Below are 23265 nucleotides of genomic sequence, written 5' to 3' on the forward strand. Positions count from 1 at the left end.
TCATTCCCGAAATGCACCCGATCACGCTTCCCGTTCGAGCCGCAGGGTTTGGCGGCTCGCGGTGGGACGACGGATCGGCCCGGCGAATGGCGGGGCGGGGTCAGGGGAGGTCACGGTTGTCCGTCATCGCGGGGCCGGCGGCGGCCGGCAGCAGGTGCCGAACCTCCGGCTCGCCCTCGGCGAGTTCCTTGGCCCGTTCCTCGGCCTCGCGGTCGACGCTCGTCAGCCGGCCCCCGTGCTGGCGCAGGTGCTCGTCCCAGGACGGCACCAGGTAGACCTCCGCGAACCGGGCCGGGCTCTCGCCCTCGCGGAACAGTCCCCACCGCATCGCCCCGGTACGCTGCCGGAACCCGCGGATGTGGTCCATCGCGTCCAGGAACGCGGCCTCCCGCCCGGGCCGGACGGTGTAGGTGACCACCACCAGCACCGGGCCCACCCGCGGATCCGGTTCGAGCGCCAGTTCCAGGGGTGGCCGGTAGGTGGTCGGGTCCTTGTTCGTCCCGCGCAGGTCGGGCAGCGGCCAGATCTGCGACGTCACCGCGCCGATCAGCATCAGCGCGGCCGCCACGAGGAACGCGGCGACCAGCCCGGCGACGTCCGCCACCACACCCCAGGCGAACGCGCCCACGGCCTGCCCGCCGCCCTGGACGATCTGGTACACGGCCAGGCCGCGGGCGCGTACCCAGCCGGGCAGGAAGAGCTGGATCTCGGCGTTGACGTTGGCGAGGACGGTCACCCAGGCCACCCCGGCCGGCAGCAGCGCGAGCAGTACCACCGGGACGATCCGCACCGACGCCACCACGATCAGCGTCCCGCCGTAGAGCGCCCCGGCCACCAGCAGGAACTGGTTGGCCGACATCCAGGTCCGGATCCTCGGCAGCAGCAGGCCGCCGATGATGGCGCCCACCCCGAGCGCGGCCAGCAGCAGGCCGTACCCGCTGGAGTCCATGTTGAGCCGGCGGGCGGCCACCAGCGGCAGCAGCGCCCAGAGCGCGCTCGCCGGGATCACGAAGACCAGCGCGCGGCGCAGCAGCCGGCGCACGATCGGCGAGTGCCGCACGTACCGGCCGCCGGCCCGCAGTGCGGCGGTGAACCGCTCGGGCACCTCAACGGCGCGGGCGTCGCCGGGCCGCCAGCGGACCAGCGCCAGCGCGAAGACCAGGAACGCCACCGCGTTGAGGGCGAAGACCGGGGCCACCCCGGTGTGGGCGATCAGCACGCCGGCCGCGGCCGGTCCGACGGCCCGGGCCACGTTGACGCTGATCGAGCCCAGCGCCGAGGCTGCCCGCAGTTGGTCCCGTGGCACCAGCTCCGGGATCACCGCCGCCCACGCGGGCAGGGTCAGCGCCTGCCCCACGCCGAAGGCGAAGGTGAGGGTGAGCAGCAGCGCCGGTGGCATCCGGCCGGTCGCCGTGAGCAGCGTCAGCGCCGCGGCCACCACCACCAGGAACAGCTGCACCGAGATCAGCAGGTGCCGTCGGTCGAAGGTGTCCGCGAGCGCGCCCGCCGGCAGGGCCAGCAGCAGCGTCGGCAGCAGGCTGGCGGTCTGCACCAGGGCGACCAGCGTCGAGGCGTTCGACTGATGGATCAGCAGCCACTGGGCGCCGACCGTCTGCATCCAGGTGCCGATGTTCGCGGCGAGCAGGGCCAGCCACAGGCTGCGGTAGACCGCGGTGCGCAACGGCGCCCACGCCGAGACCGTGATCTCGGCTGTGGCGCCTCCGGGCGTCACCACCGCCCGTCCGCGCGTAGCACGCGCTCGCCGGAGACGTACAGGTCGTCGGGAGCGAGCAGCAGCAGCCGTACGACCTCCGTGGCGACCTGTTCCGGCAATGCGTAGATCTCGTCGAGGAACTCGTCGCCGACCCGTTCCTGCAACCGGGTCGGCATCGGCCCGGGATGCAGCTGCATCACCTTGATCCGGTTGCTGTGCTGGGCCTCGGCCAGCGACTCGACCAAGCTGCTGCCGTAGCTCTTGGTGGCCCGGTAGATCGGGATGCCCGGCCGGGGCTTCGTCACGGCCATCGCCCCGACGTACACCACGTTGCCGTGGCCCTGCCCGCGCAGGTGGCGCAGCGCCTCCTTGAACACGTACGTGGTGCCGAGCGCGTTGATCTCCACGGCTCGCCGGATCCGCTCCGGGGAAAGGTCCGCCAGGTCACCGCCCGCCCACATCGAGGCGCACGCCGTCACCCCGTCGATCACGCCGTACCGGTCGACCACCTCGACGAACGCGTCCCGGACCTGGTCGTACGAGGAGACGTCGCAGATCGACCCGGCGCAGCCCAGCTCGTCAACCACCGCGGCGACCTCGTCGGGCACATCACCGAAGACGGCGACCTGGTGTTCGTCGACGAGCAGGCGGGCCACCGCCAGGCCGAGGCCGCTGGTGCCGCCGACCACCACGAAGGTTCTGGCGCCCATGTCCCTCCCGCTGCCGACTGCGCAACGGCCCTGCCTTCCCGCTGTCGGAGCTTCCACACGTCGCGCCCCGGGTCGGCCCACCGAGGTCTCGGTTGTGCCGAGTCGGAACGCCCGACCCGGAGCGTCACGATCCGCGCAGTTGTCGGAAGGTGATCGAGTGGCGCAGCTCCGGCACCGACGGGATGCTGTGCCGCCAGGCCGACCGCGCCGCCCCGGCGAGCACGTACGCCGAGCGGGGCGCCAGCTCCACCTCGTACACCCGGCGCTCGTCGGCCCGGCCGCGCTGGAAGCGCAACAGGCAGGTGGAGCCCAGGGAGAGCCCGACCACCGTCGGCCCGAACGCCGGGGCGTCGCGGTGCCAGCCGATGACCGAGCCAGGCGGATAGCGGGTGACCAGGGCCTGCGCGAGCGTGGCCGCCGGCATGCCGGCGAGCCCGGCGCACCGCTCGCGGACCTCGCGCAGCTCCACCGGCAACGCCTCCGTCTCGGTGAGCTGGAAGGAGCCGTAGTCGTAGTCGAAGCCGAAATGCCGGACCGTACGCCGGGCAATCTGCCCGTGCATCCGGACCTCATGGAAGTCGTACGCCGCCAGCGCGGTCAGCAACGACCGCTCCTCGTCGTCGCTCACCAGCTCGGGCTGGTAGGTCAGTCCCGCCGGTCGCTCGTGGGTGCCGCGCATCCGCCCCATCAGCCCGACGGTAGCCGTCGACGAGCCGCTGGCGTGGCGGCATCGCCGAGCCGGCCATCCCGGTCTCGACCAGCGACCACGGGCCGTGACAGATCCGCCGGGACCAGCAAACGGTCCCGGCGGGGCGCGGCGTCAGGCAGAATGTCGCGGTGGCGGGGTCACCCGACCGGCTTCCCGACGCAGTACACGTCGCCGGAGTTGGCGCGATGCGGCAGTGACAGCAGGTGGGCGATCATCCGCTCCGCGGACACCCACTCCCCGAACGCGAACGACGTGTCGTCGCCCAACGCGACGTCGAAGCCGTCGAAGCCGAGCGACGTGAGCCGGTCGACGCACCGGCGGGCGAGCGCACGCTCGATCGTGGTGAATTCGAAGGACAGCGCGGGCAGGGGGCGGTTCAGGCCGGCCAGCACGGCGTCCTCGAAGCCTTCGACGTCGATCTTCACGAAGGACGGTTTGCCGTACCGGCTCAGCAGCGAGTCGAGGGTGACGCAGGGTACGTCGATCTCGGCGTCCCAGACCTCGTGCGCCCAACCGTCCGCGCCGTTCGCCGCCTGCAGGAAGTGGGTGGAGACGGTGGAGACGGTGGGGTTGCGGGAGTTCACGTGCAGGCGGACGGTCCCGGCGGACGCACCACACGCCGCCTCCACCAGCGTGACCTCGTCGTCGCCGGCATAGATGGCACGGATGGCGCGGGTGCACAGCGGCTGGGGCTCCACGGCCACGACCCGCGCGCCGAGCCGGCGGAAGCTGCCGATCCGGTCGCCCACGTGCGACCCGATGTCGAAGACGAGGTCTCCCGCCGTGACGAACCGCGCGTACAACTCGTCCAGCGCGGCCCCGCACGCCGGATCGCCGTAGGAGAGGTCGAGCGAGCGACGGAGCGAGGACATGGCTGGCTCGGCCTTGAGTGCCTGGATTGAGCGGATATGAGCGCTCACTGGCGTTCGCCACCTCCTCCGATGCGGCCGGGACCAGGGGTGCTTACCCGCTAGTGACGCCCGCACGGGTCGGGGCTGACTTTTGTCATGTGTACCGGTGCGTCACGCATCGAGCGTCATGACCAAGCGCACTGGAGCCGGACCCGTCCCGCCGATGAGACTCGAATCCGTCGCCGGAAGCAGCGAAGATCCACGTGTCGGCGGGTCTGGCGAACGCCGAGCGGGTGCTGGACGCCGTCTGGTCCTACTGCGTCCCCCGTGGCCTGTCCTTCAAGTTCCAGTTCTGCCCAAGTAGGCCGAACGTCAGGCGCTCCCGCCGTACGCTGCCGCAAGTGAACTGGGCACGATCCCTCGTCGCGGTGGCGGCGACCCTGACCCTGACGGCGTGCGATGCCGCACCGACCCGGCCGGCCGGTGCGCCGGCCCGATCCGCCCCGGTGGCGGCATCCCCGGCGCAGGCTGGACCCGCCGAGATCACCCTGGACTTCGCGGGCGACGTGCACTTCGCCGACCGGACGGCCGGCCTGCTGGGCAACCCGGCAACCGCCTTCGGGTCGATCTCGTCCACGTTGTCCGACGCAGACCTCGCGATGGTCAACCTGGAGACCGCCGTCACCACGCGGGGCACCCCGGAGCCGAAGGAGTTCCACTTCCGGGCGCCGACGAGCGCGTACGACGCGGTGCGGGCGGCCGGAATCGACGTCGTGTCGATCGCGAACAATCACACGCTGGACTACGGGCGGGTGGGGCTGAGCGACACGCTGGGTGCGGCCAGGGCCAGTGGGGTCCCGGCCGTCGGGGCGGGCGTCAACGCGGCGGCGGCGTACGCGCCGTGGATCACCGAGATACGCGGTACGTCACTGGCGTTCCTCGCCTTCAGCCAGGTCTCCGAGCTGTGGTCGTCGTGGAAGGCCACGGACAGCCAGGCCGGCATCGCGATGACGCGGGACCTGAGCCGCGCGGTCGCGGCGGTGCGGGCCGCCCGGCAGCAGGCCGACGTGGTCGTCGTCTACGTCCACTGGGGCGTGGAGGGCGAATCGTGCCCACCGGACGAGGCGCGTGAGTTCGCCGGCGCGATGGCCGAGGCCGGCGCCGACATCGTCGTCGGCACCCACGCCCATCTGCTGCTCGGCGACGGCTGGCTGGGTCGAACCTTCGTCCAGTACGGGCTGGGCAACTTCCTGTGGTGGCGGGACGACGCCTACAGCAACGACACGGGCGTGCTGCGGGTGACCCTGCACGGGCCGACGGTCGTGCGGACCGAGTTGGTGCCCGCGCTGATCTCTCGGCGTACCGGTCAGCCCCAGCTCGCCGATGCCGAAGACGCGGCCCGGATCTCCCACGAGTACGCGAGCCTGCGCGCCTGCACCGGACTCGCCGCGACGCCGACCGACCGGTCGCGCTAGGTGTGGACCGCCTGGGTACCGATCGGGTCAGCGCCCCGCGGGGACGGTCACCAGCTCCCCGACCGGCTCCGTCGCGGGGGACGGACGTCGGCCGGCCGCCGCGCGCCGCGCGGACGGGACGGCCAGGGCCGCGAGCGCGGCGGCCAGGGCGAGGCCGGTGAGGACCAGAAACCCCATGGTGAAGCCGGCCTCCCGGGGCAGGCCGTTCGCCTGCGGGTGGGCGGTGATCACGCCGCTGACCACGGCGGCGCCGATCGCGCCGCCGATGGTGCGGATGTTGGCGTTCATGCCGGTGGCCACGCCCGTCTGCCAGGAAGGTACGTTCCCGACGATCAGGTTGGCCATCGACGCAAACGCCAGCCCGATGCCGAGGCCCACAAGACCACCGGCGACACCGATCTCCCAGCGGGTGTCGTGCGCGACGGTCAGCATCGCGGTGGCGAGCACGTTGAAGGCGGCACCGGTGGCGAGCTGCGCCTTGGCGCTGAACCGCGACGCCAGCCGGCCGGCGAGGATGCCGGCGACGAACATGGCGACCAGCATGGGCAGCATCAGCAGCCCCGCCTGGGTGATGCTGGCGCCGAAGCCGTAGCCGGCGACGGTCGGGGTCTGCACGAACTGCGGCAGGAACGCGTAGACGGAGAACATCGACGCGCCGTAGAGCAGGGCGACCAGGTTCGTCGTCCAGACCCCGGGCAGGCGCATCATCCGCATGTCGATCAGCGGGTTGGTGGAGCGGATCTCCGCCACCAACCAGCCGGCCAGCAGCACCACGGCGAGGGCCAGCAGGCCGAGCACCCGGCCCGAGGTCCAGCCCCAGGCCGACCCCTTGCTGATCGGCAGCAGCAGCGCGACCAGCCAGCCGGAGAGGAGGACGGTGGCTCGCCAGTCGATCCGGCCGGGGGTGCGGACCGGCGACTCGGGGACGAACAGGTGCGCGGCGAGGGCGGTCAGCCCGACGACGACCATGGGGATCCAGAACAGCCACCGGTAGTCGAGGGCGGTGACGATCGGACCAGCCAGCACGACGCCCAGACCACCGCCGGCCGCGACGATCGCCGAGATGGCGGCGACGGCGGAGGTCACCCGCGCGGCGGGGAACTCATCGCGGATGATCCCGAACGAGAGCGGGAAGACCGCGCCGCCGATGCCCTGGATGACCCGGGCGACGATGAGCACGCCGATGCTCGGCGCGGCGGCGGCCAGCAGGCAGCCGAGCGCGAGCGAGGCGAGGGAGACGACCAGCATCCGCTCCTTGCCGACCATGTCGCCGACCCGGCCGAGGATCGGCGTGAAGATCGACGCGGACAGCAGGTACGCGGTCAGCACCCAGGTGACGGTGTTCTGGGAGGTGTGCAGGTCGTGCTGGATGGTCGGCAGCACCGGGGTGATCAGCGACTGGAGCATCGCGAAGAACCCGGCGCCGGCCGCCAGGACGAAGAAGGTGAGCCGGCGCGAGCCGCGCCGGACGGTCTCTGTCACAGAGAAAACTCCATCTGCGTACGGGGAAAGGAGGCTGGCCAGCTCTCGGTGGTCGTGCCGGGGCTGTTTGCCGGTCACCGCTCCGCCGGATCCGTTCGAAGGATCGGGGTAAGCTATCCGGAGGCATGGCTCCGGGCTTTCTGGAGGGGTTCCTCCGCTACACTACCGGAGGCCTTCCTCCGGATGCAACCAAAGCGAGGTGACGCACGTCATGACCAGCGCGGGGCAGCTGCCCGACGTCTTCGCAGGCCGACCCAAACGGGCCGACGCCCGGCGCAACTACGAGTCGTTGATCGCGGCGGCCCGGGAGACGTTCGCCGAGAACGGCGCGTCGGCCTCGCTGGAGGAGGTGGCCCGGCGCGCCGGCGTGGGCATCGGCACCCTCTACCGGAACTTCCCCAGCCGCCGGGAGCTGTTCGAGGCCGTCTACGTCGAGGAGGTCCGGGCGCTCAGCCAGTCCGCCGCGGAACTCGCCGACCTGCCCCCGTGGGACGCCCTCGTCGCCTGGTTGCGGCGTTTCGTCGGGTACGCCGCCACGAAGCGGGCACTGGCCGAGGAGCTGCTGCACGACTCCGAGGTCTTCCGCAGCTGCCGGACGGAGATCTACAGCGCGGGCGAGCCGATGATGCGCCGCGCCCAGGCCGCCGGGGCGGTACGCGACGACATCAGCTTCGACGACGTGGTCCGGCTGGTCAGCGGCCTCACCATGGCGCAGTTCCCGGAGCCGGACCAGCGCGACCGGGTGCTCGGCGTCGCCCTCGACGGCCTGCGCCCCCCACCGGCGCCCCGCTGAACGCCGGCAGGGCGCGGGACCGCTAATCGTCGAGCGCGGTGCGTGGGAGCATGCCCGGCGACCAGGTGAGTTGGTAGCGAGGGGCGGCGACCGCCTGAGCGAAGGTCTTTGCCACGGCCGGGGAGCTCACGATGCGCCAGTCCAGCTCCTTGTTCACCTCGAACCAGATGAGGCCGATGATGTCCTTGTGACGGGGCAGCACCCGGAAGGTCTCCCTGATCCATTCGGCCTTGCGCCCGACGGCGTCGGAGGCACCGGTTTCGGTGATGACCAGTGGCTTGCTGGTGAAGCCGCGGATCTCTTTGATGGTGTCGTTGAAGATCTCTTCGAAGGACCGGTATTTCGTGGTGGACCCGGTGCTGTAGTAGCCGGAAAGGCCCACCCAGTCGACGTATTCGTCACCGGGGTAGAGCGGGCGGAGATTCTGGGTGGAACCGGCCCATCTGGCGTTCGGGCTCCATACCCAGGTGACGTTGGTGGCCCCGGCGGCCCGGAACAGATCATGTACGTGGCGCCAGGCCTTGACGTAGTCGCCCGGTCGGTTGCCGTTGACCATCTCGCACCACGGGTACCAGTTGCCGTTCATCTCGTGCGCGAACCGGATGGCCACCGGGTAGCCGAGTGACTTGATCCCTTCGGCCCAGGACAGCAGGTAGCTGTCGAAGTCCCCGCGCGCTATGTGCGACAACCGGTAGCTGGGTTGGTTCGACCGCATCTTGTCGATCTTGCGGGCCGCGTACCGCTTCTTGCGGGCGGCTTCGTCCAACAGGTAGTCCCATGGTTCCCAGGCCAGCATCGGCAGCATGCCGCGGCCGCTGATCTGGTCGAAGAGCGCACGGTCGAACTTGCCGGTCGCCCATCCCGAGCTGAAGAGCATGACCTGCGGCTGACGCTTCGCGGCCGTCGTGAACTTGTTCACCGCCGTGAAGTCGTACGGGCCTTCGAGTGTCGCCACGCCGATGAAGGTCTTCCCGCCCGGCGGGAAGAGTTCGGGAGCCGTTCGAGGCGGCGTGGCTGGTGCGGCCGTCGCCGCCGCGTGTGCTTCGACCGTCACCACCGTGCCCGGTTCGGCCTTCGCGAGCCGGTCGGACCGGACCCCGTCCCCGTCCCCGAACGTGGTGGCCGGCGCTATGGCGAAGGCGTACGTCAGCAGCAGCGCGCCGGTCAACATCATCATCACCCGCGGAACTGTCAGTCCCACCATGGGCAACCCCCTCAGCCGCCACCGTGACTTCGGCGGGTGGCGCTCCTCGTTTGACACCTTCACCCCGTTCGCCAGCTACTGCCTGGTTGCTTTATTCGTCAGCCTGATACAGCTGGCCTAACGGACGAGCTGGGTACGCGGGAGCATCTCCGGCGACCAGGTGAACTGGTAGCGAGGGGCGGCGACCGCCCGGGCGAAGGTCTTTGCCACGGCCGGGGAGCTCACGATGCGCCAGTCCCGCTCCTTGTCCACCTCGAACCAGATGAGTCCGATGATGTCTTTGTTTGTGGGCAGCGACTGGAAGGTCTCCCGGATCCATTCGGCCTTGCGCCCGTTGGCGTCGGAGGCACCGGTCTCGGTGATGACCAGCGGTTTCCTGCTGAACGTGCGGATCTCGGCAATGGTGGGGCCGAAGATCTCATCGAAGGACCTGTAGTCCGTATAGACCCCGATGCCGTAGTAGCCCGAGAGGCCCACCCAGTCGACGTAGTCATCGCCCGGGTAGAGCCTGGAGAGTTTCGGCGTCGAGTCGTCCCATCTGGCATTCGGGCTCCACACCCAGCTCACGTTGGTGGCCCCGGCCGCCCGGAAAAGATCATGTACGTGCCGCCAGGCCCTGACGTACTCGCCCGGCCGGTTGGCGTTGCTCGCCTCGGACCACGGATACCAGTCACCGTTCATCTCGTGCGCTAACCGGATGGCCACCGGGTAGCCGAGTGACTTGATCCCTTCGGCCCAGGACCGCAGGTAGGGGTCGAAGTCCCCGCCCGTGATGCGGGACAACCGGTAGTTCGGTTGGTTGGACCTAATCTTGTCGATCTCGCGGGTGGGCAAACCCTTCTTTCGGGCCGCTTCGTCCAATTTGTTGTCCCATGGTTCCCAGGCCAGCGCCGGCAGCATGCCCCGGCCTTTGATCCGGTCGAAGAGCGTCCGGTCGAATGTGTCGGACGCCCACCACGAACTGAAAAGCATCACCTGCGGCTGGTGTTTCGCGGCCGCCGTGAACGTGTCCAGCGCCGCGAAGTCGTGCGGGCCCTTGTCGGTCATCACACCGATGAACGCCTTGCCGGCCGGCGGGAAGAGTTCCGCAGCCGGCCGGGGCGATGCACCCGGCTCGGCCTTCGCAAGCCGGTCGGACTGGCCGTCCGCCCGGCCCCCAAACGTGGTGGTCGGTGCTATGGCGACCGCGTAGGTCAGCAGCAGCGCGCCGATCAGCACCATCAGGACCCGCGGAACGGTCAACCTCATCATTGCAGAACCTTCTCAGCCGCCACCCGTGACTTCGGCGGGTGGCGATCCTCGCTGTCGGCGCGAGCGACCGGCTCGGTCTGATCTGGCTGGGCGTGACCTGAGTGGACAGCCCGGCTCCAGGTCGCCCGTCCTGCCGGTGCGGTCGTCGACATCGGTCGGGGACGAGGCAGGGCACGGAACATCTAATCCTCCAGTTTCGTGCGCAGGAGCATGTCCGGCGACCAGGTGACCTGGTAGCGAGGGGCGGCGACCGCCTGGGCGAAGGCCGTGGCCACGGCCGGGGAGCTCACGATGCGCCAGTCGAGTTCCTTGTTCACCTCGAACCAGATCAGCCCGATGATGTCCGGGTAGCTGCGCAGTGTCTGGAACGCCTTCTTGATCCATTCGGCCTTGCGCCCGTTGTGGTCGGAAGCACCGGCCTCGGTGATGACCATCGGCTTCCTGCTGAAGGTGCGGATCTCGGTGATGGTCTTCTTGAAGATCTCGTCGAAGGAGAGGTACTGGGCGAAGTCCCACTTGCCGTAGTAGCCCGTAACGCCGAGCCAGTCCACGTAGTCGTCGCCCGGGTAGTAAGTGGAGAGCTTGGGGGTCAAGTCGGTATATCTGACGTTCGCGCTCCACACCCAGGTGACGTTCGTGGCCCCGGCCGTCCTGAACACATCGTGTACGTGGCGCCAGGCTTTCACGTAGTCACCCGGCTGGTTGCCGTTGACCAGCTCGCACCACGGGTACCAGTAGCCGTTCATCTCGTGGGCGAACCGGATGGCCACCGGGTAGCCGAGTGACTTGATCCCTTCAGCCCAGGACCGCACGTAGCTGTCGAAGTCTCCGCCCGCTATGCGGGACAGTCGGTAGCGAGGTTGATCCGACCGGATCCTGTCGATCTCGGCGGCGGCCAACTTCTGCTTCCGAGCCCCCTGATCCAGCTGGTAGTCCCATGGTTCCCAGCCCAGCATCGGCATCATGCCGCGGTCACGAATCCGGTCGAAGAGCGTCCGGTCGAACGTGGCGGACGCCCAACCCTCGCTGAAGAGCATGACCTGCGGCTGGTGCTTGGCGGCCGCGGTGAAGCTGTCCACCGGCTTGAAGTCGTGAGGGCCCTTGTCGGTCATGATACCGATGAACGTCTTTCCCGCTGGCGGGAAGAGTTCTCGAGGTCGGGGCGACGCACTGGGTTGGGCGGGCGCCTTTGCTTCGGCCGTCACCGCCCTGCCCCGGCCCTCGGAGGTGGTGGCGGGCGCTATGGCGAAGGCATAGGTCAGCAGCAGTGCGCCGGTCAACACCATCATGACCCGCGGAACGCTCAACCTCATCATTGCAGAACCCCGTCAGCCGCCACCCGTGACTTCGGCGGGTGGCGCTCCTCGCTTGCAGCGGCGCGAGCGGTGAGCTCGGCCGTGTCGTCCTGCTGCTCGCGGCGGGCCCGCACGCTCGACACGAGCGCGATCAGCGGCGGGCCCAGACCTGTCAGGAGGGTCAGGACCGGCCACACCCGGAGCAGGGTGAAGTCGTTGCCCAGCAGGAAACTCGCGCCGAGCAGGCCGGCGGCGAAGGCGGCCCAGCAGAAGTGCAGACGGAAGGTGCCGAGCGACTCGGTGGTGCGCAGCTTCCCCTTGGCCGTCACCACGAACCCGAGCTTCCGCCGCAGCAGCGCACCCACACCGGCGGCCACGTAGATGGGACCGGCGAAGAGCGCCAGCGCCATGCCGACCACGCCGATCTCCTCCCGCTCGTGCGGGGCGATGTTGAAGCGGCGTAGCCAGAGCCACAGCACGAGCCAGGTGCCGATGGTCGAGCCCCACAGCACCGACCACACGGTGACGTCGAGCTGGGCCGCGCTCACCCCGGTCAGCAGAGACATGGCCGTGGCGAAGTTGCCGAGCAACAGGCTGACCGCCACGCTCGGGTAGTAGAACTGAAGCAGGCGGTACTGCCAGCGCCGCCGTGACGGCAGTTCGCGGGGCGCGCGCAGGTCGCGACGTACCAGGATCTCGCAGATGCCGGCCGCCCACCGCTTCTGCTGGTTGAAGTAGTCCGCCCACGACGTCGGGCCTTCCCCGATCGCCACCACGTCCGGGGTGTAGACGCCCTTCCACTGGTTGCCCGTCTCCGGGTTCACAGCGGCGTGGATGCGGATGCTGGTCAGGTGGTCCTCGATGATCGAGTCCTGGTAGCCGCCGATGCTCTGCCACGCCGCTGGTCGGTAGAGGTGGCCGGTGCCGGTGAGCAGTGGGGCGTCCAGACCGTTTCCGCCGCGCGCGATGAGCCCGTTGTAGAGGTACTGCTGGACCGAGGCGCCGTGCGCGACCAGGTTCTGGTGCATGTTGCCGTAGACCTGCGGCGTCACCACGAAGGCGACGTCCGGGTCGCGGAAGTAGCCAAGCGTCCGCTCGAGGAAGTTCGGCAGCGGCACGTGATCCGGGTCGACGTTGGCGACCACGTCGTAGTCGTGCTCGTGTTCGGCCCGCCAGGCGTTGTGGTTGCCCGACTTCGTCCTGGCCCGGAACTCACCGGTCGGCTGGTTGTACTGCGGTAGACCCTTGCGACTGAAGTGACGCACCCCGAGCCGCGCGGCCATCTCCCGCACCGCCGGGTCGTTACCCTCGTCGAGGATCCAGACGTCGACCCGACCGCAGTACACGATCTGCTTCAACCGCCACAGGGTCCGCTCGACGACGTCGATCGGCTCCTTGCTGGGCACGATCGTGGTGAGCAGGGCCACCCGTAGGCCGACCGGAGGATCGACCGGGACCGGGTCCTTGGCGTTGAAGGCGAACACCCAGACGACCACGTTCTGCGCGAGGCGGATCAGCTCGACGCCGACGACCACGCAGAAGCCGAGCCGGGCCGCCACGGTCTGCCAGCTTCCGAGCCCGATCACGCCTGATCCGGGTACGTGCTCGGGAAGCAGCAGCCATCCGACGAGCAGCAGCCCGGCCGCGCTGTTGACGAGGACGAGCAACGTCAGGACCAGCCGTGCCGCGGGCGAGACGGCATGGCGGAACTCGACCGCCGCCTGCGGGTGCCGCGGCGCGACCAGGGGTCCGGCGGTGGCGCCACATTTCGCGTACGCGAGACGAGCCCTGATGTTCAGCTGGCGACGATCGGGGCCCTGACCAGATGGCGGCTGGGCCGGGTTGACGACCGGAGTCCTTCCCCCGGACGTCCCTTCCTTTGTGGCTGAAGACAGGCGCGTATCGGCGACGACGCCCACGTTGTCCCCCAAGGGTGTGAGTCCTGCTCGCCACGAACTCGACTGTGGCTGAGCCTAAACGTGCAATACGGTCAAAAAACGCGAGTTGCTCTAATCACGGCAGAGGGCCACGGCAGTCGTTCCTGGGAGCGGCGACCGGTCAGAGATCCGTTCGCTCGTCCACCAGCAGGGCCAGCGTGAGCCCCGTCGGACGCCAGACCTGCGCCACCCGATACCTCGTTCGCAGCAGCTGCTCCTTCGCGCCACCGATGGCGCGCACCGGGTCCGGCTGCTCACCGAGGCGAACCACCCACAGTCGCCGCGTCCCCTGCAGGCACCTGGCGACATCGGCGCATTCGGGGACCGGGAGTCGACCGTCGACGCGGTCTGGACCGGTGGCGAGCACGTCCTTCGGCCGGCGGTCGGCGGGAAGGTAGTGCGCCACCACGTTCCGGCCGACCCGTCCACCTCCGGCGTCCGACGAGCTGTAGACGACGCCGTCACCGGGCTGCAGCCGAGGTCCGATGATCTCCACGAGCTGACGGGTGGCCTGTTGATGTCCATCGGGTTCCCGCAGGACAACCTGTGCCGGCGCAACGATCAGGGCGATCGCCGCCAGCACACCCACCGACCATCGAGCGCCGGCCCGAGCGAGGGCGACCGCGCCGAGCGTCGCCCACGCCGGAAGCGTGAAGAGCAGGCACTGCGGCAGCCAGATCGGTGTCGCCTGCGCGATGAGCAGCAGCACGAGCGGCGGTACCACCGCCCAGGCCGTGTAGATGGCAGCGTTGTGCCGCAGCGGGAGGCTGAACAGCGCCAGCATGAGCAGCACGGCCCCCAGCGCGGTGACGCCGAACAGTTCCCGGGGGGTCGCGGCCAGCACGGTCAGGCTCGGGTTCGAGGCCGGGGCGAGCTGCGCGCCGTGCCGCGTGGCGAACCAGAGCAGCGCGGCCACGGGTAGCGCGCCCACGGACGCGGCGACCAGCCATCGGACCACCACCGTGCGCCGGAAGGCGAACATGGCCCAGCCGTGGCCGACGAGCAGCAGCAGCGCGACGACGTTGCACAGGCCCAGGACCACCACCGCGCCCCCGTAGCCGGCGAAGCGCCAGAACTTCGGCCGGTCGATCGCCGTCACGAGGAGCGACGTGGCCAGCACCGCGGCGAGCAGGGTAAACGCGTACGGCTGGGCCTCCTGCGCGTACCGCGCCGACGTCGGCAGCAGCGCGAAGACCACACCGGCCAGGACACCGGTGCCCGGCGCGAACAGCCGGGCCGCGAGCGCTCCGACGAGCGCTGCCGCCGCGGTCATGGCCAGGATGGAAGGTACCCGCAGGGCAAGGTCGGAGGTGCCGAAGACCGCCGCCCACGCCCGCATCAGCAGGTGGTACGGCCCGACGGCGACGTCGCCCGAGCGGAGCATCGACCAGTTGTCCCGCCAGGACGACGCAGCCCTGCCCCAGGTCACGAGTTCTTCCGTCCGCAGTCCGGGCGCGCCGGCTCGGACGGCGCCGAGTACGCCCATCAGCAGCGCCGGTACCAGCGACGCGGCGACGCGCCACCGCTGGGCGTCGGTCGCCGGACTGACGGATTCGTCGCCCTGGTCTTCTCCCCAGGGGTCCTCGACACTGACCTCCGCCGGCCCGAGCTGGGGCAGGGCCATGGTTTCCGCGTCCATCATCGTGTCTCACGCATCTCCGTGGGTTCCGACGGTCGCGGGCCCGGAGCCGCACCGCGGCGACGCCAAGCCGGCGTCCTCGTGGTGTGCGAATCGGGCAGCACGAACCCGCGCCAGGAGCCCCTGGGGTCGAGTACTGGATGTCGCTTTGGAGCATATTGAGCGAGCCTCACCAAGGGTGGCGAGACGCGTCAAAAGCCACTAAACGGGCAAATAACGCCGACGCGCTGCGCGCGATCAAGTTGGCGTCGGCTAAGACGATGCCGGTGCTCGGCCAGGGCACCTGGTACCCGGGCGAGAGCCCCGCGAAGCAGCGCGACGAGATCGTCGCCCTGCGTGCCGGGCCCGACCTCGGCATGACCATGATCGACACCGCCGAGATGTACGGCGACGGCACCTCGGAGGAACTGGTCGGCGAGGCTCGGCGTCGACCACATCGACCTCCATCCTCTACAACCTGACCCGTCGAGGTCCGGAGTACGACCTGCTGCCGTGGCTGCGCCAGCACCACCCGGTGATGGCGTACGCCTCTCCTCCCCAGGGAGGAGGCGGCGCTCCGACCGCCGGCCGCAACCGGGGCCTGCGGTCGGGCGCGGTCCGGAGATCGGTTCACCAGCATCTACAGGTATGACTACCGCGCTGCGCCGGGCGGCTCGCTGGCACCGCCCAATGATGGTTTTCGTGTCGGCGATGGCGGTGCTCGCCGTCGTCTCCGCGGTCGGCATCTTCGCCGACCCACGCGTCCTCACCGGCGTGCCGATCTGGCTCAAGCCGTTCAAGTTCTCCGTGTCCTTCGTGCTGTACGGCACCACCCTCGCCTGGATGCTCTCCCTGCTGCCGCGGCGTAGCCGGGTCGCGGAGTGGGCGGGCACGGTGATCGTCGCGATGTCACTGGCCGAGATGGTGGTGATCGTCGGTCAGGTGCTGCGCGGCACGACCAGCCACTACAACGAGACGACCCCGCTGAACGCCGCCCTGTGGCAGGCGATGGGCGCGTTGATCATGGTGCTGTTCGCCGCGCACTTCGTCATCGGGATCGTGGTGCTGCGTCAGCCGATCGCGGACCGGGCCGCCGCGTACGCGGTCGGGCTGGGGTTCGGCCTGTCCCTGCTGGGCATGCTGGCGGCGGTACCGATGCTGCTGCCCAGCCAGGCCCCGGGGATCGAGGGCATCAGCGGGGCGCACAGCGTGGGCGTACCGGACGGTGGGCCCGGGCTGCCGCTGGTCGGCTGGAGCACCACCGGCGGGGATCTGCGGATCGGGCACTTCGTGGGACTGCACGCCCTGCAGGCGCTGCCGATCCTGGCGATCCTGCTGAGCCGGTTCCTCGGGACGCGGCTGGACGAGCGCAGCCGCGTGCGGCTGCTGGTCGTCGCGGGCGGGGCTTACGGCGTACTCACGATGCTGTTGACCTGGCAGGCACTGCGCGGGCAGCCGCTGCTGCGTCCGGACGCGCTCACGCTCGCCGCCGTGGCGGCCCTGGTGGTGGTGACCGTGACCGCCGCCGGCGTGATCGTGGCTCGCCGACGCCGCCCGGAACTGGCGCTGGCCGCATGACCGGAAGGCTGTTCGGCCTGGGCCCCTACCTCGGGGTCCGGAGGTGGGTCCGGCCGGCGGTCGTTCCGGCCCGCGAGCCGCAGCGCCTAGGCTGATCCGGTGGGCTGGGTGGGGCGACTGTTCGACGCGCGCGACAAGCTGGCGCGGATGCTGCTGCTGGACCTCAGCGGCGTCGGCTATCTGGTCTTCGGCACCCAGGCCGGAGGCTCGCCGACGGCCACACAGTGGATCCTCGCGGCGGTCGCGTTCGGCGTCGCGCTGGTGTTCCACCGCCGGCCGCTGGTCAACCTGGTGGGACAGGTCGCGCTGCTGGCGGTCGCGATCCCCGTCCTCGACGACACGACGATCAATCAGGTGGGTGCCAGCTGGGCGTTGCTCGAGTTGGCCATGTGGGCGCACCGGCCGCGGATCATCTGGCTGGCCGCCGGGCTGCTGGCCACGGTCGACCTGACCGATTCGATCGGCGACCCGTTCCGCCGGTTCCTCTCCGGTGTCTTCGGGCTGACGGTGGAGGTCGGCGTGCCGCTGCTGCTCGGTCTGGTCATCCGGACCACCCGGGAACTCGGCCGGCAGGCCGAGGAGCGGGCGGCGGAGGAGCAGCGCCGGCGCGAGTCGGAGAGCCGCGCCGCGCGCGCCGACGAACGCAGCGCCATCGCCCGCGAACTGCACGACGTGGTCGCACATCACGTGGCGTCGATGGTGCTGCGGGTCGGCGTGGCCCGGCATGTGCTCACGGACCTGGATCCGCGGGTGGGCGAGGTCTTCGACGACGTGCACGGCACGGGGACCGCGGCCTTGGCGGATCTGCGCCGGCTGGTCGCGGTCCTGCGCAACCCCGATGGGGTACGCGGTGACGCGGCGCTGACCGCGATCGAGCCGTCGGCGCTTCCGGCGGCACTCGGCGCGGCGGTCGATCGGGCCCGCCAGGCCGGTGTCACCGTGGAGGCCGACATCGACCCGGCGGTCGGTTCGCTCGATGCGGTTCGGGGCCTGGCGGTGTTGCGACTGACCCAGGAGGCGTTGACCAACGTGGCCAAGCATGCCGGTACGTCCGCGCTGGCGCGCCTGTCGGTTTCCGTGGTCGACGGGGCCGTCCACTGGGAGGTCACGGACAACGGCCGCGGCCGGGTGCCGGCGGCGGTGCCGTCCGGTGGCGGCCACGGCATCACCGGCATGCGCGAGCGCGTCGAAGTCCTCGGCGGTCAACTGGAGGCGGGTCCCACCGGCACGGGTTGGCAGGTCGGTACCGTCCTCCCGGCCGCGGTCTCCGCGTCCGCCTCCGCGCGGACGGCTGCTCCCCTCCCGCCCGCCGGCGCGCCGGCTCCGTCGGCGCCCCGCGAAAGCGGGGCCTCGCCGGCACCGGCCGCGCCGGAGCCGGCATGATCCGCGTCCTGCTGGTCGACGACCAGCACCTCATCCGCGCGGGCCTGCGCATGCTCTGCGACGCGCAGCCCGACATCGAGGTGGTCGGCGAGGCCGACAACGGCCGGGAGGCGATCTCCCTCGCCGCGCGGCTCGTCCCCGACGTCGTCGTCATGGACCTGCGCATGCCCGGCGTCGACGGGATCACCGCGACCAGCCGCATCCTCGCCGACCGCCCCGCCACCCGGGTCCTGGTGCTGACCACGTTCGGCGACGACGATCACCTCTATCCGGCCCTGACCGCCGGTGCCTGCGGGTTCCTGCTCAAGGACGCGCCGCCGGCCGACCTGCTGGACGGCGTCCGCCGGGCCGCGGCGGGCGACAGCCCGTTCAGCCAGGAGGTGCTGCAGCGCCTGGTCCAGCGCGCGGTGCACGCCCGCGCCGAGACGCCGCGGCCGGCCCAGGGACTGACCGCGCGCGAACAGGACGTGCTGAACCTGGTCGCCGAGGGTCTGTCCAACACGGAGATCGCCGACCGGCTCCACATCGGCGTCACCACGGTCAAGACCCACATCACCAGCCTGATGACCAAGACCAACAGCCCCAACCGGGTACGCCTGGCCCTGTTCGCCCACGGCACCTGAGGGTTGCCGGCCGGTCGACCGACCGACCGACCGACCGGTGATTTTGCGGGCGGCGCCCCGTCAGCGCCTCCGTGGGACGATGCGGTGGCGACGGGAGGGGTGGGAGATGACGCCGGAGGTTTCGCCGGGCAGGGCCAGGGCGTCGCTCGTCGTGCTGTCCCTCACCGCGTTCGCGTTCATCACGACCGAGTTGCTGCCGATCGGCCTGCTCACCCTCATCGCACCGGACCTGGACCGCTCGCGCTCGCAGGTGGGCCTGCTGGTCAGCGGGTACGCCGTCGTGGTCGTGCTGGCGTCCGTGCCGCTGACCCGGCTGACCCACCGGATCCCCCGCCGCCGGCTGCTGGGCGTCACCATGGTCCTGTTCGCGGCCGCGAACGCCGTGGCCGCGCTCGCGTCGACGTACGCCGTGCTGGCCGGCGCCCGCCTGGTGACCGCCCTCACCCAGGCCCTGTTCTGGTCCGTCGCCTCGGCGACCGTGACCGGCCCCTTCCCGGTCGCCGTGCGCGGCCGGGTGGTGGCGCTGTTCTCGACCGGGGCGGCGCTCGCCCCGGTGCTCGGGGTCCCGCTCGGCACCTGGCTCGGGCAGCAGGCCGGCTGGCGGGCGTCGTTCGCCGTCCTGGCCGGGGTCGGCCTGGCGACGGCCGCCGCGGTGGTCGTGCTGATCCCGACCTACCCGCCGGCCGCCGGCGGTGCCGCCCGCGGCACCGCGCCCGACGCGCGGCGCTTCGCGATGCTCCTGGTCGCGACCGCCCTCGGCGTCACCGGCTTCCTGACCCTGCAGACGTACGTCACCCCGTTCCTGCTCGACGTCAGCGGCTTCACCGCTGCCGCGCTGGCGCCGCTGCTGTTCGTCTCCGGCGCGGCCGGCGTCGCCGGCACGATTGCCGTGGCCCGCACCCTCGACGCCCACCCGATCGCTTCGCTGGTGGCGCCGTTGAGCATCGGTACGGCCAGCCTGCTCGGCCTGTACGCGCTCGGTGCGCTCGAGCCCGCCACGGTCTGCCTGCTCGCCGGCGTCGGGTTCGCCTACGCGGCGTTCGCCACCGCCGTGCAGAACCGGATGCTGCAACTCGCCCCCGGCAGCACCGACCTCGCGTCGGCCGGGGTCAGCACAGCCTTCAACGCCGGCATCGCGACGGGCTCGCTGCTCGGCGGCGCGCTGCTGCCCGGCCCGGGGCCCCAGCTGCTCGCGCTGGTCGGCGGATTGCTGACGCTGGCCGCGCTGGGGGTGCTCGCCGTCGACGCCCGACGCGCACCGGCCCCTCCGGTGCCGGCGGCACGCCCCGCAGCGGGCCGTGAAGGGGACGAAACGACCGCTGCTGCTCGTTGACGCCACCAGCCCTTGGTCCGGGCGTGCTCCCGCGCGCCGGGAATGCTCGCTCCCCTGGTGGGTGCCTGCGGTCAGTCGAGGCCCAGGCCGCGTCGCCCCGTGGCGTTGAGAGCCTCGGGCTGGAAGCGGTTGGGCCAGGTGCGCTCGTAGTGCTCCTCGGGGAAGTCGGCGGGGCTGGACCCGGTGTGGAAGGCTTCCCGGACGGTGGCCGCGTACCGCTCGTTGCGGGGGCACCAGGGGGCTGCGGGGATGTACATGACGTTGCCCCAGCCCTGTTGGTTCTGGACCGGCGCCACGCTGTGGATCATGTCGCTGTGCCACCAGACGGAGTCACCGGCCCTGACGTCGGGGATGCCGGCGAGGGCTCGCATGAGCAGCGGGTGCCAGGTCTCGCTGGCGGGGAAGACCTGGTTGACCGTGACGCCGCACATGTCGTCCTCGGGCACGTCGGCCAGCAGCGGCCGGAGCATCAGGTAGGCCATGGCCTCGGGGATCGGGACGGTGTGCAGCACCCCCTGGTCGTGGTCCATGTCGGACAGGGCGGTCCAGCCCTGGAAGGTGCGGAAGGCGGAGCACATGGTGGTGCCGGGGTACTGCGGTCCGGCGGTGCGGTAGGCGGCGTCCCAGGGGTCGTACTGCTCGACGGTGCCGTCGAAGAGGTGGCGGAAGGCCTTCTGGTACGCCTCGGTCATCCACAGGTCGAGGGTGCCGGGGTCGAGGTGGGTGCCCAGGCCGTTGGAGTCCACGCCCGGCGGCCGGCGGCGGATCCGGTCGGGGTAGAGCGAGTCGCGGTCCGGGTCGAACCACCGCACCCCCTCGGACTCGTGCTTCCACTGGCTGTTGAGGAACGCCTGGACTCGGGCCATCCGGTCGCTCTGGCGGGCCTGCATCTGCGCCGGCGACCAGTAGATGGGGTAGATCTCCGGCTTGGAGCCGACGCTGCCGAAGAAGTCGTCGCCGGGCCCGCGGTACGTGTCGAAGAACGCGTTGCTCTCGACGTACTCGACGATGTCGCGGTCCCAGCCGAGCGCCTGCTCGCGATCGAAGTGCCCGCGCACGACGAGGCAACCGCGGCGGCGCAGCTTCGCCAGCGCGTGCGCCGGGACGGTGCCGGCTTCGAGGTCGGCGTAGTCGACGACCGGCCAGATCGTCTCGCCCCGCTCACGGGCGGCGGTGATCTCATCGACCTCGACCCGGATCCGCTGCTCGACGACGGCGAACACCTCCTCGACCGTCCGGCCGGAGGCTTCGATGCGGGCGCGCAGCGCGGCTTTGATCCGCCGGATGGCGCCGGGCAGGTCCGCCGGCGTCGATTCCCAGTGCGGCAGCGGCGGGAGCGGGGCGGTGGCGAGGACGGGGTGGGCGCTCACGGCACGACTCCTTCTAGTTAGGGCTCCTTCTTTGAAGAACTGTAGGGGGCGGACCCTTTCTAGGCAAGACTCCTGCCTAGAATTGGGTGGTGACCGCCGCCAAGCCCTCGCTGGAGCTGCTCCGCTCGCTGACCGACGAGCACGTGCTCCGGGAGTTGATGCAGGCCAACCGTCTGACCCGGGCCGACCTGGCGGCCCGCAGCGGCCTGTCCAAGCCCACCGTGGGCGAGAGCGTGCGCCGGCTCACCGGAGCGGGACTGGTGGTGGACACCGGGGAACGGACCCCCGGCGGGCGCGGCCGCGGTCGCGTCGGCTCGTACTACGCCCTCGCCGACACCGTCGGCACCGCCCTGGCCATCAGCATCGCTCCCGGCGGCGTCGTGGCCGAACGCATCGACGCCCACGGAGACGTCCTCACGCGGACCCGGCACGACATCAGCCGGCCGGCCCGACCGGAGCAGGTGGCGGCCGCACTGCGTACCGCCGCCGCACAGGCGCAGGAGGACGCCGGAGGACCGAGTCGGCTGGCGGTCGTCAGCGCCGCCGACCCGGTTGAGCGCGCCACCGGTCGACTGATCCGACTGCCCGACGCGCCGTTCCTACTCGGCGAACTCGACCCGGTCGACGTTCTGGCGCCACAGGTCGCCGGGCCGGTCACCGTCGACAATGACGTCAACTGGGCGGCACAGGCCGAACGCGACACCGATCCGACGAACCTGAGCGACTTCGCCTACGTCTTCCTCGGCGAAGGACTCGGGTGCGCGGTCGTCAGCGACGGCGAGATACGCCGCGGGCATGCCGGCGTCGCCGGCGAGATCGCGCACCTCATCACCATCGGCCCACACGGCCAGGCAACCCGCTTCATCGAAGTGTTCGCCGAACTCGACCTGCGCCGCGCCGGAACGACAGCCATCGACGTCGACCGCCTTCTCCAGCTCGCCAACGCTCGGGAACCCTCGGCGACGGCCGCTCGCCACGCGGTCGGGCACGCCATCAGTGGCGTCCTCGCCGCCATCGTCGCGCTCACCGACCCGCGGTTGGTCATCCTCGGCGGCCCCTGGGGAAGCCACCCGGCGATCCTCGACGCCATCACCGCAGCCTTCACCCGCATGCCCCGCCACGTCGAGGTTCGCGGGGCGCAGCTGACGGAGGAACCGTCGCTGACCGGCGCACGGACCGACGCGCTCAACCGCCTCCGCTCAGCCATCATCGCCATCCCCCACCGGGCACCTTCCTCAGCAACCCGCACTTCGGCAACCGGCTCTCTGAACGAGCCGACGCATGGCCACGTGTAAAACCCGCGCCGCCGAGGGAGCGATCGCAGGCGCATGGCAGAGCGCCCGAAGACCCGGTGACGCGGCTCCGGCCCAAAGTGCAACTCGATGATCTGGTACTTTGCCGCAGCGAACGCTGCGGCACACGGGGGAGCAAACCATGCGCTCGGCTCGGCTTGGACTACTCAGCTCGGTCATCATGGCGGTAGCCGTCGTCGTGGCCGGCTGCACCGATGGCACCGACTCGGCGAGCGACTCCGCGAAAGCGGGCGGCGGTAACACGGCGGCCACAGCGGAGTCGACCTCTGCGAGCGCCACCCCAGACGGCGCTCCGGGCATGAACGCCGACACCAGGACCGCCTGCACCACCATCAGCGGTGACATCGAGACCACCATGGCGAAGGTCGCCAAGGCGGAGAAGATCGGACCTCCGGCTGGGCACTCCGCTGTCAGCGCCGAATACTCCGCTGGCGCCGCAGGGCTCTACGCGCACATGTTCACCGCAAGCACCAAGGTCAACGACGCCGCGAAGCACGTCGCGACCGCCATGTCGGACCTCGCCGACACGTACGCAACGGCCCCCGAAGAGACGCCGAGCAAGACGACCCTGAGCACCGCCGTCAAGCAGTTCCAGGCCGCCTGCGCGGCCAACTGAGAGCTCCTGG

At 70.8% G+C, this 23265-nt stretch carries 20 protein-coding genes and 1 pseudogene; 10 read left to right on the top strand and 11 right to left on the bottom strand.

Annotated features, from left to right (window positions below; all coding sequences use genetic code 11):
* Positions 1-100 precede the first annotated feature (100 nt).
* From GA0070613_RS29900 to GA0070613_RS29915, 4 genes are all read right to left on the bottom strand, one after another.
* Entirely contained in the window at positions 101-1735 is a 1635-nt protein-coding gene (locus GA0070613_RS29900) for an MFS transporter (protein WP_089015336.1), read from the bottom strand.
* Positions 1729-2424 carry an SDR family NAD(P)-dependent oxidoreductase gene (locus GA0070613_RS29905; protein WP_089015337.1) on the bottom strand — a complete coding sequence of 232 codons (696 nt, stop codon included), beginning with the start codon at positions 2422-2424 and terminating at the stop codon, positions 1729-1731. Before GA0070613_RS29905 ends, GA0070613_RS29900 begins: the two co-directional genes overlap by 7 nt.
* Before the next feature lie 124 nt (positions 2425-2548).
* Entirely contained in the window at positions 2549-3112 is a 564-nt protein-coding gene (locus GA0070613_RS29910; RefSeq protein WP_089015338.1) for an alpha-ketoglutarate-dependent dioxygenase AlkB, read from the bottom strand.
* 158 nt (positions 3113-3270) lie between these two features.
* A complete protein-coding gene (locus GA0070613_RS29915) occupies positions 3271-4005 on the bottom strand; it encodes an FkbM family methyltransferase (RefSeq protein ID WP_089015339.1) in 735 nt (244 codons plus the stop codon).
* Positions 4006-4247: 242 nt separating this feature from the next.
* Here GA0070613_RS29915 and GA0070613_RS34625 point away from each other — a divergent pair.
* Together GA0070613_RS34625 and GA0070613_RS29920 are read left to right on the top strand one after the other, a co-directional pair.
* A pseudogene (locus tag GA0070613_RS34625) lies at positions 4248-4334 on the top strand (class III lanthionine synthetase LanKC N-terminal domain-containing protein); the annotation flags it as partial.
* A gap of 51 nt (positions 4335-4385) precedes the next feature.
* Positions 4386-5459 (top strand): CapA family protein, encoded by a 1074-nt coding sequence (locus tag GA0070613_RS29920; protein WP_157746569.1) that lies wholly within the window; start codon positions 4386-4388, stop codon positions 5457-5459.
* A gap of 27 nt (positions 5460-5486) precedes the next feature.
* On the opposite strand, the gene GA0070613_RS29925 is transcribed toward GA0070613_RS29920, so the two are convergent.
* Positions 5487-6941, bottom strand: coding sequence for an MFS transporter (locus GA0070613_RS29925; protein WP_089015341.1), 1455 nt, complete (start codon positions 6939-6941; stop codon positions 5487-5489).
* A 211-nt stretch (positions 6942-7152) separates the two neighbouring features.
* Here GA0070613_RS29925 and GA0070613_RS29930 point away from each other — a divergent pair, with 211 nt between their 5' ends.
* Complete coding sequence (locus GA0070613_RS29930) at positions 7153-7734, top strand: TetR/AcrR family transcriptional regulator (protein ID WP_089015342.1); 582 nt, start codon at positions 7153-7155, stop codon at positions 7732-7734.
* Positions 7735-7756: 22 nt separating this feature from the next.
* Here GA0070613_RS29930 and GA0070613_RS29935 read toward each other — a convergent pair whose 3' ends face one another.
* The 5 genes from GA0070613_RS29935 to GA0070613_RS29955 all read right to left on the bottom strand — a co-directional run bounded on the left by GA0070613_RS29935 (position 7757) and on the right by GA0070613_RS29955 (position 15063).
* Positions 7757-8911 carry a glycoside hydrolase family 26 protein gene (locus GA0070613_RS29935; RefSeq protein WP_231929896.1) on the bottom strand — a complete coding sequence of 385 codons (1155 nt, stop codon included), beginning with the start codon at positions 8909-8911 and terminating at the stop codon, positions 7757-7759.
* A 144-nt stretch (positions 8912-9055) separates the two neighbouring features.
* Positions 9056-10159, bottom strand: a complete 1104-nt coding sequence (locus tag GA0070613_RS29940; RefSeq protein WP_231929565.1) for a glycoside hydrolase family 26 protein — start codon at positions 10157-10159, stop codon at positions 9056-9058.
* Positions 10160-10371: 212 nt separating this feature from the next.
* Positions 10372-11478 (bottom strand): glycoside hydrolase family 26 protein, encoded by a 1107-nt coding sequence (locus GA0070613_RS29945; RefSeq protein WP_231929566.1) that lies wholly within the window; start codon positions 11476-11478, stop codon positions 10372-10374.
* 23 nt (positions 11479-11501) lie between these two features.
* A complete protein-coding gene (locus GA0070613_RS29950; RefSeq protein ID WP_231929567.1) occupies positions 11502-13151 on the bottom strand; it encodes a glycosyltransferase family 2 protein in 1650 nt (549 codons plus the stop codon).
* A 391-nt stretch (positions 13152-13542) separates the two neighbouring features.
* Positions 13543-15063: a glycosyltransferase family 39 protein gene (locus tag GA0070613_RS29955; protein ID WP_089015347.1), complete on the bottom strand. Its 1521-nt coding sequence runs from the start codon at positions 15061-15063 to the stop codon at positions 13543-13545.
* A 257-nt stretch (positions 15064-15320) separates the two neighbouring features.
* Here GA0070613_RS29955 and GA0070613_RS32860 point away from each other — a divergent pair, with 257 nt between their 5' ends.
* From GA0070613_RS32860 to GA0070613_RS29980, 5 genes are all read left to right on the top strand, one after another.
* Positions 15321-15521, top strand: a complete 201-nt coding sequence (locus tag GA0070613_RS32860) for an aldo/keto reductase (protein ID WP_089015348.1) — start codon at positions 15321-15323, stop codon at positions 15519-15521.
* 166 nt (positions 15522-15687) lie between these two features.
* Positions 15688-16617, top strand: a complete 930-nt coding sequence (locus GA0070613_RS29965) for a hypothetical protein (protein ID WP_089015349.1) — start codon at positions 15688-15690, stop codon at positions 16615-16617.
* A 99-nt stretch (positions 16618-16716) separates the two neighbouring features.
* Positions 16717-18000, top strand: a complete 1284-nt coding sequence (locus GA0070613_RS29970; RefSeq protein ID WP_089015350.1) for a sensor histidine kinase — start codon at positions 16717-16719, stop codon at positions 17998-18000.
* Positions 17997-18623, top strand: a complete 627-nt coding sequence (locus GA0070613_RS29975) for a response regulator (RefSeq protein WP_089015351.1) — start codon at positions 17997-17999, stop codon at positions 18621-18623. The genes GA0070613_RS29970 and GA0070613_RS29975 overlap by 4 nt, the downstream gene beginning before the upstream one ends.
* A 106-nt stretch (positions 18624-18729) precedes the next feature.
* Positions 18730-19956: an MFS transporter gene (locus GA0070613_RS29980; protein ID WP_089015352.1), complete on the top strand. Its 1227-nt coding sequence runs from the start codon at positions 18730-18732 to the stop codon at positions 19954-19956.
* Between the two features lie 71 nt (positions 19957-20027).
* On the opposite strand, the gene GA0070613_RS29985 is transcribed toward GA0070613_RS29980, so the two are convergent.
* On the bottom strand, positions 20028-21326 hold the full coding sequence (locus GA0070613_RS29985; RefSeq protein ID WP_089015353.1) for a DUF1479 domain-containing protein: 1299 nt from the start codon (positions 21324-21326) through the stop codon (positions 20028-20030).
* 89 nt (positions 21327-21415) lie between these two features.
* Between GA0070613_RS29985 and GA0070613_RS29990 the strand changes: the two genes are divergently transcribed.
* Together GA0070613_RS29990 and GA0070613_RS29995 are read left to right on the top strand one after the other, a co-directional pair.
* Positions 21416-22621, top strand: coding sequence for an ROK family transcriptional regulator (locus GA0070613_RS29990; protein ID WP_089016284.1), 1206 nt, complete (start codon positions 21416-21418; stop codon positions 22619-22621).
* A gap of 178 nt (positions 22622-22799) precedes the next feature.
* Positions 22800-23255, top strand: coding sequence for a hypothetical protein (locus GA0070613_RS29995; RefSeq protein ID WP_089015354.1), 456 nt, complete (start codon positions 22800-22802; stop codon positions 23253-23255).
* The last annotated feature ends 10 nt before the right edge of the window (positions 23256-23265 follow it).

Source organism: Micromonospora inositola (genome assembly GCF_900090285.1).
Lineage (GTDB): Bacteria > Actinomycetota > Actinomycetes > Mycobacteriales > Micromonosporaceae > Micromonospora > Micromonospora inositola.